Annotated in this window: 18 protein-coding genes; 9 read left to right on the top strand and 9 right to left on the bottom strand. The window is 68.1% G+C overall.

Translation table 11 applies throughout. From position 1 onward, the window contains the following. Positions 1-7 precede the first annotated feature (7 nt). On the bottom strand, positions 8-508 hold the full coding sequence (locus tag ACSQ27_RS12705) for an ATP synthase subunit I (protein WP_436155858.1): 501 nt from the start codon (positions 506-508) through the stop codon (positions 8-10). 218 nt (positions 509-726) lie between these two features. Here ACSQ27_RS12705 and ACSQ27_RS12700 point away from each other — a divergent pair, with 218 nt between their 5' ends. From ACSQ27_RS12700 to ACSQ27_RS12670, 7 genes are read left to right on the top strand one after another with little or no spacing between them, the layout of a single operon-like run. Further along, positions 727-1,173 carry a CopD family protein gene (locus tag ACSQ27_RS12700; RefSeq protein ID WP_436155857.1) on the top strand — a complete coding sequence of 149 codons (447 nt, stop codon included), beginning with the start codon at positions 727-729 and terminating at the stop codon, positions 1,171-1,173. Further along, positions 1,170-1,703 carry a DUF2062 domain-containing protein gene (locus ACSQ27_RS12695; protein ID WP_436155856.1) on the top strand — a complete coding sequence of 178 codons (534 nt, stop codon included), beginning with the start codon at positions 1,170-1,172 and terminating at the stop codon, positions 1,701-1,703. The genes ACSQ27_RS12700 and ACSQ27_RS12695 overlap by 4 nt, the downstream gene beginning before the upstream one ends. Before the next feature lie 46 nt (positions 1,704-1,749). Beyond that, positions 1,750-2,652 carry a D-amino acid aminotransferase gene (locus ACSQ27_RS12690; RefSeq protein WP_436155855.1) on the top strand — a complete coding sequence of 301 codons (903 nt, stop codon included), beginning with the start codon at positions 1,750-1,752 and terminating at the stop codon, positions 2,650-2,652. Between the two features lie 14 nt (positions 2,653-2,666). Further along, positions 2,667-2,993: a YbeD family protein gene (locus ACSQ27_RS12685; protein WP_436155854.1), complete on the top strand. Its 327-nt coding sequence runs from the start codon at positions 2,667-2,669 to the stop codon at positions 2,991-2,993. Positions 2,994-3,020: 27 nt separating this feature from the next. After that, positions 3,021-3,731 carry a lipoyl(octanoyl) transferase LipB gene (gene lipB, locus ACSQ27_RS12680; RefSeq protein WP_436155853.1) on the top strand — a complete coding sequence of 237 codons (711 nt, stop codon included), beginning with the start codon at positions 3,021-3,023 and terminating at the stop codon, positions 3,729-3,731. A 37-nt stretch (positions 3,732-3,768) separates the two neighbouring features. After that, positions 3,769-4,806: a lipoyl synthase gene (lipA, locus tag ACSQ27_RS12675; RefSeq protein WP_436155852.1), complete on the top strand. Its 1,038-nt coding sequence runs from the start codon at positions 3,769-3,771 to the stop codon at positions 4,804-4,806. A 10-nt stretch (positions 4,807-4,816) separates the two neighbouring features. Beyond that, positions 4,817-5,509 carry a helix-turn-helix domain-containing protein gene (locus ACSQ27_RS12670; protein ID WP_436155851.1) on the top strand — a complete coding sequence of 231 codons (693 nt, stop codon included), beginning with the start codon at positions 4,817-4,819 and terminating at the stop codon, positions 5,507-5,509. Here the strand turns inward: ACSQ27_RS12670 and ACSQ27_RS12665 are convergent. Further along, complete coding sequence (locus ACSQ27_RS12665; protein ID WP_436155850.1) at positions 5,503-5,703, bottom strand: hypothetical protein; 201 nt, start codon at positions 5,701-5,703, stop codon at positions 5,503-5,505. The genes ACSQ27_RS12670 and ACSQ27_RS12665 overlap by 7 nt on opposite strands. Positions 5,704-5,906: 203 nt before the next feature. On the opposite strand from ACSQ27_RS12665, the gene ACSQ27_RS12660 reads away from it, so the two are divergent. Continuing rightward, positions 5,907-6,746, top strand: coding sequence for a DMT family transporter (locus ACSQ27_RS12660; protein WP_436155849.1), 840 nt, complete (start codon positions 5,907-5,909; stop codon positions 6,744-6,746). On the opposite strand, the gene ACSQ27_RS12655 is transcribed toward ACSQ27_RS12660, so the two are convergent. Next, positions 6,709-8,178 carry an MFS transporter gene (locus ACSQ27_RS12655; RefSeq protein ID WP_436155848.1) on the bottom strand — a complete coding sequence of 490 codons (1,470 nt, stop codon included), beginning with the start codon at positions 8,176-8,178 and terminating at the stop codon, positions 6,709-6,711. The genes ACSQ27_RS12660 and ACSQ27_RS12655 overlap by 38 nt on opposite strands. A gap of 144 nt (positions 8,179-8,322) precedes the next feature. On the opposite strand from ACSQ27_RS12655, the gene ACSQ27_RS12650 reads away from it, so the two are divergent. Beyond that, on the top strand, positions 8,323-9,222 hold the full coding sequence (locus ACSQ27_RS12650; protein WP_436155847.1) for a LysR family transcriptional regulator: 900 nt from the start codon (positions 8,323-8,325) through the stop codon (positions 9,220-9,222). 45 nt (positions 9,223-9,267) lie between these two features. Here ACSQ27_RS12650 and ACSQ27_RS12645 read toward each other — a convergent pair whose 3' ends face one another. The 6 genes from ACSQ27_RS12645 to ptsP form a co-directional block, all read right to left on the bottom strand. Continuing rightward, positions 9,268-10,557, bottom strand: coding sequence for a sensor histidine kinase (locus tag ACSQ27_RS12645; RefSeq protein WP_436155846.1), 1,290 nt, complete (start codon positions 10,555-10,557; stop codon positions 9,268-9,270). Then, positions 10,554-11,237, bottom strand: a complete 684-nt coding sequence (locus ACSQ27_RS12640; RefSeq protein ID WP_436155845.1) for a response regulator transcription factor — start codon at positions 11,235-11,237, stop codon at positions 10,554-10,556. The genes ACSQ27_RS12645 and ACSQ27_RS12640 overlap by 4 nt, the downstream gene beginning before the upstream one ends. Before the next feature lie 7 nt (positions 11,238-11,244). Continuing rightward, complete coding sequence (locus ACSQ27_RS12635) at positions 11,245-11,619, bottom strand: hypothetical protein (RefSeq protein WP_436155844.1); 375 nt, start codon at positions 11,617-11,619, stop codon at positions 11,245-11,247. Next, positions 11,613-12,068 carry a DUF4260 domain-containing protein gene (locus tag ACSQ27_RS12630; protein ID WP_436155843.1) on the bottom strand — a complete coding sequence of 152 codons (456 nt, stop codon included), beginning with the start codon at positions 12,066-12,068 and terminating at the stop codon, positions 11,613-11,615. The genes ACSQ27_RS12635 and ACSQ27_RS12630 overlap by 7 nt, the downstream gene beginning before the upstream one ends. Continuing rightward, positions 12,061-12,522, bottom strand: a complete 462-nt coding sequence (locus ACSQ27_RS12625) for a Spy/CpxP family protein refolding chaperone (protein WP_436155842.1) — start codon at positions 12,520-12,522, stop codon at positions 12,061-12,063. Before ACSQ27_RS12625 ends, ACSQ27_RS12630 begins: the two co-directional genes overlap by 8 nt. 105 nt (positions 12,523-12,627) lie before the next feature. Then, positions 12,628-14,394, bottom strand: coding sequence for a phosphoenolpyruvate--protein phosphotransferase (ptsP, locus tag ACSQ27_RS12620; RefSeq protein WP_436155841.1), 1,767 nt, complete (start codon positions 14,392-14,394; stop codon positions 12,628-12,630). Positions 14,395-14,469 lie beyond the last annotated feature (75 nt).

The raw sequence follows: 14,469 nt of genomic DNA, 5'->3' as shown, positions 1-14,469 counted from the left end.
GCTCGCCTCAAAGTTTATTTTTCCTGACCGCGAACAACAACGCGATCCAGGACGTTTTCATTGTCACCACCAGGCCGACCAGCATGGCCGGCCAACTCAGCATCGAAACCAGCCTTGGCGCGGCAAACAGCATTGCCACCGTCAAGGCGATCTTGACCATTTCCCACAAAAAGAATCCAGCCACCGCAGTGCCTGGATTCATTGACCACACTTTGCCGGTCAAACCGCGCGCAAACAGCGCCGCCGGAATCACCACCGCCAGCGCCCCGTAGAGCGCCGACCAGCCGGCGGACCGCTGGCCTGTCAGGGCCCAAGTGGCACACGCCACCAGAACACCCACCGCCAACTGCCCCGCCAACACCGACCAGGGGGAAAGAAGCGGAACCGTTTCACGAAGCTTTTGGGCTTCTTCACGGGTCAGGGGCTTGAAAGCCTCCACATCCGCCTCAAACTCATTTGTAACTGCCCGGGAGACCGGGTTCGTTGCCGACTTCGCCGAATTTGTCATTTTCAAACCTACAAATTACGGGAAGGTTACAGGGGCCGTTATTAGCAAAGCCCTTGATTATACGTAGAAACCCCTGCACTCCCAGAAAAACCCCGGCTCGGGGTTGAATTAGGGGCCTTCCTCGCGTGCATCGGGGTAAACACCAAGCGGCTGGTTCACAATGGGCCGACAACACGGCCCGACGGCCGGTGCCGCTCCACCCCACTGAAAGATCCCCCATGCACGCCCTGATGAAATTCCTGCACCTCGCCGCCGCCATCGCCTGGCTGGGCGGGATTTCCTTCATGCTGTTCGCCCTGCGCCCCGCCGCAGCCGAGCAACTCGCGCTGCCGCAGCGCCTGCCCCTGATCGTGCAGGTCCTGCGGCGCTTTTTTGTGGGGGTCTGGGTTTCCATCGCGATCCTGCTGCTGACCGGCCTGGCCATGCTGCTGGCCGTCGGCATGAAAAGCGCGCCCACCGGCTGGCACCTGATGTTCGGCCTGGGCCTCTTGATGTTCGCGCTGTTCGGCCACCTGTATTTCGGCCCTTTCCGCCGCCTCAAGCTGGCTGTCAGTGCCTCCGACTGGCCCGAAGGCGGACGCCGCGTCGGGCAGATCGCCACCCTGGCCATCGTCAACCTCGCACTGGGCGCGCTGGCCATCGCCGCCGTCATTTTTCTCGCGTGAAGAAAAAGGCGCGGCACAAACCCCGAAAACCCGCCGGCTGGCTGGAACGCCTGAAGGCGTCGGTGCCGACCCGCGAGGCGCTGGCCGCCCATCCCTGGCTCAGGCCCGTGGCGCACCGTGTGCTGGACCCGCAGCTGTGGCGGTTGCAGCACGAAGCCGTGGCGCGCGGCGTGGCCATCGGCATCTTCTGGGCTTTTGCGCTTCCGTTCGCGCAAATCGTGGCAGCCGCGGCCCACAGCGTCTGGTGGCGCGCCAACATCCCGGTCGCGGCCGGCATCACCTTCATCACCAACCCTTTCACCGTGGGCTTCTGGCTATGGCTGGCCTACCAGGTCGGCAGCCTGCTGCTCGATGCCCCGCCGCCGGTGCATATCTCCGAAGGCGTGGGCGTGGTCGCCTGGCTGGCGTCCTTCGGCGGGCCTGCCATACTGGGCATGGGCCTGTTTGCAGTGCTGGGTTCGACCGCCGGCTACCTGCTGGTCAAGCTGGCCTGGCGCCTGCGCGTCTGGTTCAAGCGCCGCCACCGCTAAACACCGGACAATCCGGCATTCACTTTTCTCTTCTTCAACTTCACCCATGACCACGCCTCCCCCCAGCCTTCCCGACACGCCCTGCTACCTCAACGGCGAATTCACCCCTTTGAAGGACGCCAAGATCAGCGTGATGGACCGCGGCTTCATCTTCGGCGACGGCGTGTACGAAGTGGTGCCGGCCTATGGCGGCCGGCTGTTCCGCTTCGAACAGCACATGGCGCGCCTGGAACGCAGCCTGGCCGAGCTGCGCATCCCCAACCCGATGACGCGTGCCGAATGGCAGGCCGTGGCCCAGAAGCTGGTCGCGGCCCACGCGCAATCCACCGGTGCGCCGGCCGAAAGCGGCGACCAGATCGTTTATATCCAGCTCAGCCGCGGCGTCGCCATGCGCGACCACCCCATGCTGCCCGGCCTCACGCCCACCGTGTTCGCAATGGCCAACGCCATGAAACTCCCCAGCGCGCAGCAGCGCGAGGCGGGTGTGGCCTGCGTCACGGCCAACGACTTCCGCTGGGAAAAAGCCCACATCAAGAGCACCAGCCTGCTGGGCGCGGTGTTCGCGCGCCAGATCAGCGTCGATGCCGGCGCGGTGGAAACCGTGATGTTCCGCGGCGAGCACCTCAGCGAAGCCTCCTCGAGCAACGTCTGGATCGTCAAGGACGGCAAGGTCATGGGCCCGCCCAAGGACAACCTGGTGCTCGAAGGCATACGCTTCGGCCTGATCGAGGAGATCTGCCGCGCCGCCGGCATTCCCTTTGAGCTGCGCCGCATCACACGCGCCGAAGTGCTGGCCGCCGATGAGATCCTGCTGTCTTCGGCCACCAAGGAAGTGCTGCCGGTCACCCAGCTCGACGGCCAGCCCGTGGGCCACGGGCTGGAAAAGGGCAGGCCCGGCCCCATCTATGCCAAGCTGTACGCCCAATACCAGCGTGCCACACAGGCCTGAAAGGACCCCTTGCCATGACGACATCGCCCAATACGCCGAACAACCCGAAAATCATCGGAGTCCCCGGCTCCGAGCCTTCGCGCCAGGAGTCGCTGATCGAATACCCGTCGCAGTTCCCCATCAAGGTCATGGGCCACAAGGTCGAAGGCCTGGTCGCCGCCATCACCTCGGTGGCGCACCAGTTCGACCCGGCCTTCGACGCCTCCACCATTGAATTGCGCGAAAGCAAGGGCGGCAACTACCTCGGCGTAACCATCACCGTCACGGCCACCAGCCGCGAACAGCTCGACGAGCTCTACCGCACGCTGTCGACGCATCCGATGGTCAAAGTGGTTCTCTAAACACGATTCACCACGATTGAGCCGCAGATGCAGGCCGAAACACGCCAACTGGGCCGGGTCGACTACCTGCCCACTTACGAAGCCATGCAAGCCTTCACGGCGGCCCGCCACCCGGCCGGCGCCGCTGAAGGCGGGCCGCAGGCGGCGCAGGATGAGCCTGACCAGCTGTGGATCTGCGAACACCCGCCGGTCTATACCCAGGGCCTGGCGGGCAAGCCGGACCATGTCCTGAACCCCGGCGCCATCCCGGTGGTACAGACCAACCGCGGCGGCCAGGTGACCTACCACGGCCCCGGCCAGGTCGTGGCCTACCCGCTGGTCGACCTCAAGCGCGCCGGCTACTACGTCAAGGAATACGTCTACCGGATTGAAGAATCCGTCATCAAGACCCTGGCGCACTTCGGCGTCACCGGCCACCGCGTGGCCGGCTCGCCCGGGATTTATGTGCGCCTGGACGACCCAGCCGCCCATGCCGCGCTGACTGGCCCGGTGAACCCGGCCGACCCTTTCCAGGGCCTGGGCAAGATCGCCGCCCTGGGCATCAAGGTCAGCCGGCATTGCACCTACCACGGCGTGGCGCTCAACGTCGCCATGGACCTGGAACCCTTCTCGCGCATCAACCCTTGCGGCTACGTGGGACTGCAAACCACAGACCTTTCTACAATCGGGGTATCGGCAAGCTGGCAGGAAGCCGCGGATGTGCTGGGCCGCAAGCTCGTCACCTACCTGGCGCCCTGAGGCGCGAAGCCACCTGCCGCCAACACGAAACACATTCATGAGCACACCCGACCCCCTCCAAACCACGGCCAACCCGGTGGTCCGCGAAGTCCAGGCCCTGGAAGGCTACAACCCGCTGGCCAAACAAAAGGCCGCGGCCAAGCTCTCGCGCATCCCCGTCAAGGTGGTGCAGGGCGAAATGCTCAAAAAGCCCGACTGGATACGCGTCAAGGCCGGCAGCCCGACCACGCGCTTCTATGAGATCAAGCAGATCCTGCGCGAGAACAAGCTCAACACCGTCTGCGAGGAAGCCAGCTGCCCCAACATCGGCGAATGTTTCGGCAAGGGCACGGCCACCTTCATGATCATGGGCGACAAGTGCACGCGCCGCTGCCCCTTCTGCGACGTCGGCCACGGCCGGCCCGACCCGCTGGACAAGGATGAGCCGCTGAACCTGGCCAAAACCATCGCCGCGCTCAAGCTCAAGTACGTCGTGATCACCAGCGTGGACCGCGACGACCTGCGCGACGGCGGTAGCGGCCATTTTGTCGAGTGCATCCAGAAAATCCGCGAGCTCTCGCCCGCCACCACGATTGAAATCCTGGTGCCCGACTTCCGCGGCCGCGACGACCGCGCGCTCGAGATCCTGAAAGCCGCGCCGCCCGATGTGATGAACCACAACCTCGAAACCGCGCCGCGCCTTTATAAAGAAGCGCGCCCCGGCAGCGACTACGCCTTCAGCCTGAATCTGCTCAAAAAATTCAAGGCCCTGCACCCCGATGTGCCGACCAAGAGCGGCATCATGGTCGGCCTGGGCGAGACCGACGAGGAAATCCTGCAGGTGATGCGCGACATGCGCGCCCACAACATCGACATGCTGACCATAGGCCAGTACCTCGCACCGTCCACCAGCCATTTGCCGGTGCGCCGCTACGTGCACCCCGACACCTTCAAGATGTTCGAGGAAGAGGCCTACAAGATGGGCTTCACCCACGCCGCCGTCGGCGCCATGGTGCGCAGCAGCTACCACGCCGACCAGCAGGCCCATGCGGCCGGTGTCGCCGACAAAGCCGACGCGGCCATCGCCACGCTCTGACCCACGCAAGATGACCGCGCCGCAAGGCTCCCTGTCGCTGCGCCGCTACGGCGCCTCGCACGGCAGCCATGCGCATGGGCACTTCCAGGTCCTGCTGGGCCTGGATGGTGTGCTTGAGCTGGAAGTGCAGGGGCGCGGGCGCCGCATCGCGGCCGGCCAGGGTTGCGTGATCGCGCCCGGCGAACACCACGATTTCGAATCGCGCGAAGGCAGCCGCTGCATCGTGCTGGACACCCCGCACGCCGCCTGGGCACGCTGCGCAAATGATCCGCTCAAAACAGCGCAAGCCCTGGCCCTGGGCAACTACCTGGCCCACGCCCTGGAGCAGCGCGGCAGCCTGGCGCAGCATTACGGCCCGGCCTTGCTGCTGGAGGCCTGGCAGCCGCAACCGGCATCGCCTTCACGCTACCAGCGCCCCATCCACTGGGAACGGCTCGCCGGCTGGACGCAACAGCGCCTGCACGAGCCGCTCAGCGTGGCGCAGCTCGCCGCGCAGGTGTTTTTAAGCCCCACGCAGTTCGCCGTACGCTGCCGCCGCGAAACCGGCCTCAGCGTGATGCACTGGCTGCGCCGGCAGCGCCTGGACCTGGCCCGGCAACTGCGCACCCGCGGCATGAGCGTGGCCGACACCGCGCTGCACTGCGGCTACCACTCGCCCTCGGCACTGACCGCCGCCCTCAGGCGGCAGTCACAGGCTCAATAGCGGTTGGGATTGTTGGGCCGGCGGTCGTAGCGGTCGCGCACGCCATCGCCGTCACGGTCATAGCGTGGGCCGCCGTAGCCGGGGCCGCCGCCGCGGTAATGCGGCCCATTGTCATAAGGCACGGGATAGGCCACGCAGCCCGACAAGGCCATAAAGCCGATCACCGACAGCAAAAGAATGGAAAGCTTTTTCATGAGAGTCTCCTCGAAGTGGGATGAGAGCCCTCATTTCAAGCCCGGGCCGTGCCCGGCAGGTGTCCGCCCCGCGCCTGGGACGTGAAGCTGGTTACCGGATGTAGGCATTCGTGTAGGACACAGACCCCGTTAAACCCCATTTGCGCGACGGCAGACCGTGCTTGCGCGACGACGGCGGGCGCCGCGGCTTTTATGCTCACGCCATGCCTGCCAATTTTTATGCGCTGGGTGCCATCGCCCTCTGGATCTCCCTGGCCTCGCTCGGGGTCTCGCTCAAACACGTTCCGCCTTTTCTGCTCACCGGGGTCGCGCTGCTGATCGGCAGCACGCTGGCCCTGCCCTTTGTTGTGCGCGACCGGACGCAGTGGAAGATTCCCACCTCCACCCTGGCGCTGGGCGTCTACGGCCTCTTCGGCTATCACTTCCTGCTCTTCATCGCGCTGCGGCATGCGCCTGCCGTCGAGGCCAACCTCGTCAACTATTTATGGCCGCTGTTCATGGTGGTGCTGGCGCCGCTGTTTTTGCGCGGCGTGCAGCTGCGCGCGGTGCATGTGGCCGCGGCCCTGCTGGGTTTTGCCGGCGCGGCGATTGCCATCCTGGGTGCGGCCGGCGGCACTGCCTCGGGTGGCTGGTCTTGGGGCTACCTGCCGGCGCTGGCTTCGGCTTTTATCTGGGCCAGCTACTCGCTGCTCACCAAACGCGTCCCGGCTTTCCCCACCGCGGCCATAGGCTTGTTCGGCTTGGTGTCGGGCGGGCTTTCACTGCTGTGCCACTGGGCGCTGGAGCCGGCCGCCGCGCTGTCCGCACAGGACTGGCTGCTGCTGGCCGTGATGGGCCTGGGCCCGCTGGGCGCGGCATTTTTCCTCTGGGACAAGGCCCTCAAGCTCGGCGACGCGCGGCAGATCGGCATCCTGAGCTACCTGACGCCGCTGGGCTCCACCGCGCTCTTGATGCTGGTCAGCGGCCGCGCGCTGAGCTGGAGCATAGGCCTGGCGGCCGCGATGATCATAGGCGCGGCGGTGCTGGGCACGCGGGCACGCTAGGCGCCGCGAGCGCACGGATGGCCAGCGCCACCGCCAGCGCGGCGGCGGCCAGGACTGACGCGACCGCGAAGGTGATGCGCATGCCGGTGGCCACCGCCTCGGGGTTTGCCGACGTGATGTCACTGGCCGCCGAGGCGAACGCGAACACCGCGCCCATGACTGAAGCGCCGGTGATGAGCCCAAGGTTGCGCGACAGGCTGAGCAGGCCGGACACCACGCCGCGGCGGTCCGGCGCGACCTCCGCCATGACGGCCGTGTTGTTGGCGGCCTGGAACAGCTGGTAGCCGGGCGTCAGCACGGCGATGGCGGCGACGTAGCCCGCCAGGCCGAACAGCCCCGGCAGCACGGACAGTGCCACCGAGCCGGCCACCATGGCGGCCAGGCCCGCGATGGCCGTGCGCGGCGCGCCCAGGCGGTCGACCAGGCGGCCCGCCGGCACACCGCTCAGCGCGGCGATCACCGGCCCCGCCGCCAGCACCAGCCCCACCAGCGCCGTGCCCAGCCCCAGCGCGCGCGACAGGTAGAAGGGCCCGACCACCAAGGTCGCCATCATCACCGTCGCGACCAGCGCGTTCATCGCGAGGCTGGCGCTCAGCACCGGGTCGCGGAACATCGCCAGTCGCACCAGCGGCGATGCGGCCCTGGCTTCGGCGAACACAAACAGGCCGGCGCCCACGGCGGCGGCCGACAGCAGCGCGATGTTGAGCGCGCCGAAACTGCCGCGCCCCAGGGTCACGGCCAGCGCATAGGCCGCCAGCGTCAGGGCCAGCAGCAGCGTGCCCACGGCGTCGAAACCGGCCCTGCCGGACTGACCGGCCGCGGCGGGACGATCCGGCGGCAGGTGGCGCCAAGCCAGGAACAGCGCAAGCAGGCCCAGCGGCACATTGACAAAAAACAGAGCCCGCCAGCCGAAGCCGGCAATCAGCACCCCGCCCATCGAGGGGCCCAGGGCGGTGCCCACCGCGGACATGGTCCCGAGCAGGCCCATGGCGCTGCCGGTCCTGGCCTTGGGCACCGTCTCGCCGACAAAAGCCATGGTCAGCGCCATCATGGCGGCAGCGCCCAGGCCTTGCGCCGCCCGGGCCGTGACCAGCAGCCCCAGCGTGGGCGCGACGGCGCACAGCACCGAAGCCGCCGTGAACAGGGCAATACCGGCCAGCAGCAGGCGCCGCCGGCCCACGACGTCGCCCAGCCGCCCAACGCCGACGATCAAGGTGGTGATGGCCAGCAGGTAGGCCAGGACTATCCACTGGACTTCCTGGAAAGAGGCGTTAAAGGCCTGCGTCAGGGTGGGCAGGCCCACATTGGCGATGCTGGTGCCCAGTGAGGACAGCAGCATGGACAGCGACAGGCCGGCCAGCGCCCAGCGCATGGAAGCTGGCATGGACGGCACGGCGGCCTCAGCGGGTTTGACAGGGATTGGCTTGGACATGGGCTGCGCTTTCTTCATTTGGCTGCTCCCGAAATGGAGCTGTCTAAAGCGTAGGTCTTTGCCTCACATAGCGGAAGGCGCAGCATTTGCACTTTATTCGTGCGTTTAACGCCATATCACAGGCAAATGCGCTATGGTGCGGCCATGTCCACCCCCGATTTCAACCTGCTGGCCGTGCTCGACGTGCTGCTCGCCGAAGGCAGCGTGGCAGGGGCCGCCAGGCGCTTGCGGCTCAGCCCCTCGGCCATGAGCCGGGCGCTGGCGCGCCTGCGCGAGACCACCGGCGACCCGCTGCTGGTCCGGGCCGGGCGCGGCCTGGTGCCCACGCCGCGGGCCATCGAATTACGCGAACAGGTCGGCCGGCTGGTGCAGGACGCGCAAGCCGTGCTGCGCCCCGCCGAAAAATTGGACCTCACCCGGCTGGTGCGCACCTTCACCCTGCGCACCCGCGAAGGCTTTGTCGAGAACTTCGGGCCGGCGCTGCTGGCCCGCGTCGGCCGCGAAGCCCCCGGCGTGCGCCTGTGTTTTGTGCAAAAGCTCGACAAGGACAGCACGCCGCTGCGCGACGGCGCCGTCGACCTGGAAACCGGCGTGATCGGCAATTCCACGGCACCAGAGTTGCGCGTGCAAGCCCTGTTCCGCGACCGTTTTATAGGCGCGGTGCGCCTGGGCCACCCGCTGGCCGAAGGCGAAATCACACCGGCCCGCTATGCGGCCGCCCGGCACATTGCCGTCTCGCGGCGCGGCCTGGGCGCGGAACCGGTGGACGAGGCGCTGGCGCCGCTCGGGCTGCAAAGAGCGGTCGCCACCATCGTCGGCGGCTTTTCGGCCGCGCTGGCCCTGGCCCGGGAGTCCGACCTGGTCGCCAGCGTGCCCGAGCGGCACACCGGCAAGCTGCGCGCCGGCATGCTGAGCTTTCGCCTGCCGGTCGCCACGCCGGACATCACCGTGTCGCTGATGTGGCACCCGCGGCTGGATGCCGACCCGGCGCACCGCTGGCTGCGCGCCTGCGTGCGCGAGGTGTGCGCCGGGCAAGCGGCCTGAGCGCCTGGCACTACGGCGAAGCGCCACGCTTCAGCGCTCAGTCCTTCAGCGCCACAGCACCTGCACGGCCAGTCCCGGCACCGCGTTGCGCAGCTCCAGCTGTGTGCCGTGCGCCTGCGCCACCAGCCGGCACAGGTACATGCCCAGGCCCACGCCGCCGGTGGCACGCTGGCGCGCGCCGTCGGTGCGAAAAAAAGGCTCGGTCAAATGCGCCAGCTGCGCCGGGTCCACACCGGGGCCGAAGTCGCGCACTTCCAGCAGCACGCCGCCGCCCTCCACCGCCTGTAATGACACGCGCGGCGGGCTGGCCGCGCCGGCGCTGTAGCGCAGCGCGTTGTCCAGCAGGTTGCGCAGCAGCAGGCGCACGCGCATGCGGTCCAGCGCCAGCGGCGGCAGATCCGGTGCCAGGTCCAGCTCCACGGCCGCCGCCTGCGGCATGTCGGCCGCCACCTCGCGTGCCAGCGCGGCCAGGTCCACGGTCTCGCGCTGCAGGGCGGCGTGCGGGCTGGCCAGGCGTTCGCTTTCGAGCAGGTCGCTGATCAGGTCGCGCATCTCGCCGAGGTCGCGCAGCAGCGCCTCGCGCTCGCGCGGCGCGCTGCCCTCGCCCGCCACCGGCAGCAGCTCGGCATTGAGGCGCGCGCGCGTCAGCGGCGAGCGCAACTCGTGGCTCAGCGCCAGCAGCAGCCCGCGCTTGGCGTCCAGCATGGCCTTGATGTCGTGCGCCATGGTGTTGACGCGCGCGGCCAGGTCGCCGAGTTCGTCGCGCCGGCGCAGCGGGATGGGCGTGTCGAACACGCCGCGGCCGAAACGCTCGGCCCCGGCGCGTATGTCGTCCAGCGGGCGCAGCAGGCGCCGCACATAGGCGTAGGCGCCCACCAGCAGGCCCAGCAGCAGCGCCAGCGTGATCCAGCCGAACATGCCGTGCGAGGGGATGGTGCCGGGGCCGAAGATCACCTTGTGGCCGTCGGCCGTGGTCCGGCTGAGCCAGTCGCCCGCGCGGCCCCCGAATGAGCGGTGGTCGGGGTGCGACTGCCAGTTCACTTGCGGCCCCTCGATGCGGATCGAGATCGGCAGCCGCGCCGCCAGCGCCTGCGCGCGGCCCAGGTCGGGCGGCGAGCCCAGGTCGGCCACCAGCCTGTCCGTGTAGTCGATGATCAGCGGCCTGGCCGCGTCGCGCCAGCCGCTGGAAAACGCCCGCTGCATGCCGCCCATGAAAACCGCGCCCATGGCCAGCGCCAGCAGCAGGAACACCGTGATCAGCCGCAGCCGCAGCGAATGCCCCCAGCGGCGCCGCCAGCGCTCGGGCCGCGAGGGGCGGCAGTGCTTGCGCCTCATGGCGTGCCCGCCTTGCCCACCGCCAGCGTGTAGCCGGCGTTGCGCAGCGTCTTGATGCAGTCCAGCGGTTCGAGTTTTTTGCGCAGCCGGCTCACCACGATGTCGACGGCGCGTGTGTAGAGCTCGGCCTCGTGGCCGCGCAGGCGGTTCAGGATGTCGTCGCGGTTGAACACCTTGCCCGGGTCGGCCGCCAGCAGCGCCAGCAGCTCGAACTCGGTGCCGGTCAGCTCGACCTTCTCGCCCAGGCGCAGCACCTCGCGCGTTTCGGTATTGATCACCAGGCCCTCGAACACACGGCGCGGGCCGGCCGGCGCCACGGCGCGCTGGCGCCGCAGGATGGTCTGCACGCGCGCCACCAGCTCACGCGGCTCAAAAGGCTTGGGCAGGTAGTCGTCGGCGCCCAGTTCCAGGCCGACCACGCGGTCCATCACGTCGCCGCGCGCGGTCAGCATGATGACCGGGATGTCGCTTTCCTTGCGGATCTCGCGGCACAGCGCGAAGCCGTCCATCTCGGGCAGCATCACGTCCAGGATGGCCGCGTCGTAAGCCCCGGCGCGCAATTTGGCCAGCCCCTCGCCGGGGCGCAGCGCGCTGTCCAGCACGAAGTCAAAACGCGCGAAATACGCGGCCAGCGGCGCGGCCAGGTGCTCGTCGTCGTCGATCAGGAGGATGCGGGGCATGCGGCCATCATATGAAACTCGCGCGGCGCGCAAAGTACAGGCCCGCCAGCAGCAAGGCCAGCAGCGCCAGGTGGAACACCAGGTCGGGCGCCGACTGCGGCCCTATGCCGATAAAGATGGTGAACAGGCCCACCATCGTGCCGATCAGCGCGAAGGACTGGCCCAGCAGCGCCAGCTTGTACGTGCGCCGGGGCAACGCCAGGCTCAGCGCCCAGGCCGCCAGCAGCACGGCGGCGATCACCGCCTCGGCGATGCGTGCCTGGCCGTGGACATGGCCCCGCAGCAGCAGGCCGCCATGCACCAGCGCGGCCGCGCCCAGCAGGCCGGCCTCCAGCAGCAGAAAGCCGCGCAGCATGCGCCAGGGCTGGCCTGTCTTCACCATGGGTCCTGCGGTCCCAGCCGGCCCAGGTGGGTATGGCCAAAACCCGCGCTGTACTTGAGGCCGTAACCGAGCAAACGGTCAAAGCCGATGTGCGCGCACCAGACCAGCGCCGCCGCCAGCAGCAGGGGCGAAGCGCCGAGCACACCCGCGGCCAATAGGCCCACGGCGCCCAGGTAAGAGTGCGCCGCGTTGTAGGTCAATGCACCCCAGCGCGGACCGGCCAGGTAGGCCAGGAAGGACAGGTCGGGCAGCAGGAACAGCGCGGCGAACCAGCTCCAGCCCGCGCCGAACTGGGCATACGCCGCCACCGAAGCGGCCAGCACCATGAGCCCTTCGGCGCGCAGCAGCAGGCGCACGCCGCCGCTGGCGCTGCCCGGTGCGACAGCCACAGCCTGGCGGCGCACGGCCCGCGCCACGCGCGCGGGCGGAAAGAACAGCGCCTCAGCCACGATGGCCCCAGCGGCGGCCGCGCTCCATGAAGTCGCGAACTTTCTGCTGCTGCTCGGGACGCAGGTTGTCGAAGAAATCGGCCGCGGCGGCGATCACCTCGGGGCTGCCGGCCTGCAGGGCCGCGGTTTTTTCGTCGATCAGCTTTTTCGCGCCGGCCTGGTCCAGCTTGTTGCCGGCGAACAGGCCGCGAACCGCGTCACGCGGCTCGGTGGTGCCGCGCAGGGCGGTACGCTGGGCTTGCAGCTTGTCGGCCAGCACCGAGAGTTTCTGTTTCTGCGCGGCATCGAGGTCCAGCCGCGAGCCGATTTTTTCGACCATGCGGGCACGGGCTTCGGGCGAACCCATGTCGCCGTGCATGCCGCCGGGGCCGCGCTGCGCGCAGGCGCCCAGGCTGCCGATGATGAGCGCCCCGCCAAACAGGCCGAGCAGGAGTTTTTTGATGCGGTGTTTCATGAAGAGCCTTAGGGGAGGTTGGAGGTTCTTCATGGTGCCCGCGCCGGGCTCGGCCGTGTTTTCGCGCCGGTTGCGGGATGTTTCGCTTTGTTTCGGCGGGGCGAATCAATCCTGCAGCAGTGCCGCCGGGTCTTCGCTGGCCAGCACCTTCGCGGCCCAGGATTTCAGCTTGGACGCGTCGGCACGCAGGATCTGCTGCTTGACCGCCAGGATCTGCGACGGGTGCATGGAAAAACTGCGCAGGCCCAGGCCCAGCAGCAGCCGCGTCATGCCCACGTCGCCGGCCATTTCGCCGCAGACGCTGACGCCCTTGCCCTGGGCGTCGCATTCGGCGATCGTGTCGGCGATCAGGCGCAGCACCGCCGGGTGGCAGGGGTCGTAGAGATGCGACACCGTCTCGTCGGCGCGGTCTATCGCCAGCGTGTACTGGATCAGGTCGTTGGTGCCTATCGACAGGAAGTCGAAGTACTTCAGGAAGAGCTTGAGCGTGAGCGCGGCCGCCGGGATCTCGATCATCGCGCCCAGGCGCACCGGGCCGTAGGGCGTGCCGCTGTTGTCGAGCATCGCGCGCGCATGGTCGATCAGCGACATGGTCTGGCGGATTTCAGTGGCATGCGCCAGCATGGGCACCAGCAGGTTGACCTGGCCGTGCGCGGCGGCGCGCAGGATGGCACGCAGCTGTGTCAAAAACATCGGCGGGTCCGCCAGGCTCCAGCGTATGGCGCGCAGGCCCAGCGCCGGGTTCAGGTGGGTGTCCTGCGCCTTGGCGTGGCGGTCCAGTGGTTTGTCCGAGCCTATGTCCACCGTGCGTATGGTCACCGGCAGGCCGTGCATGCCTTCTATCGCCCTGCGGTAGGCCTGGTACTGCTCTTCCTCGTCGGGCAGCTTGCCGCTGCGCCCCATGAACAGGAACTCGCTGCGAAACAGCCCAACGCCGACCGCGCCGGCCGTCACCGCGCCCACCGTGTCCTCGGGCATCTCGATATTAGCCAGCAGCTCGATGCGCTGCCCGTCTATCGTCAGCGCGGGCGTGTTCTTCAGGCGGTTCAGGCGCTGGCGTTCGAGTTCGCCCTGGCGCTGCTTGAAGCCGTACTCGGCCAGGATGATGGGCGAAGGGTCGACGATCAGCACGCCGGCGTCGCCGTCGATGATGACCCAGTCGTCCTGCTTGATCAGCTGGCTGGCGCTGCGCGCGCCCACCACCGCCGGGATGTCCATGCTGCGCGCCACGATGGCCGTGTGCGAGGTCTTGCCGCCCACGTCGGTGGCAAAGCCGGCGAACAGGCTTTGCTTGAACTGCAGCATGTCGGCCGGCGAAATATCGTGCGCCACCAGCACCAGCGGCACATCGGTGGTGTCGTCCAGCAGCAGGTCCTGCTGCGAGAGCTTGCGGCCCGCGCCCGCCTGGCCCGCCGGCTGCACCGGCGAGGCCACGCCCTTCATGTGGCGCAGGATGCGCTCGACCACCTGCTCAAGGTCGGCCTTGCGCTCGCGCAGGTACTCGTCCTCCATGTCGTCGAACTGGCGCGCGATGATTTCGTACTGCGTGGTCAGCGCCCACTCGGCGTTGTAGTGGCGGTCGGTGATCCAGTGCTTCACGCCGCTGATCAGCTGCTCGTCCTGCAGCAGCATCAGGTGCACGTCCAGCAGCGCGGCGAGTTCGTGCGGCGCGTCCTTGGGCAGGTCCTGCTGCAGGCGCGTGATCTCTTCCATCACCGCGTTGCGCGAAATCCGCACCCGCGTGATCTCGTCCGCCGTCTTGGCATCGTCCACAAAATAATGCGCCACGTCGGCGCGGCTGGACGCCACCAGCACGGCACGGCCTATCGCGATCCCTCGCGAGACAGCCAGGCCGTGAACAGAGAAGGTCATGCAGCCCCCACGGTCGCTCGCTGCGCGTAGCTCCCTGCCCCCCGAGGGGGCCGCTGCGCCTGCGGCCCGGCAAAG

Origin of the sequence: Polaromonas sp. LjRoot131 (assembly GCF_964252805.1) — a bacterium.
Classification (GTDB): domain Bacteria; phylum Pseudomonadota; class Gammaproteobacteria; order Burkholderiales; family Burkholderiaceae_C; genus Polaromonas.
This window is presented reverse-complemented; position numbering and strand designations above follow the sequence as displayed.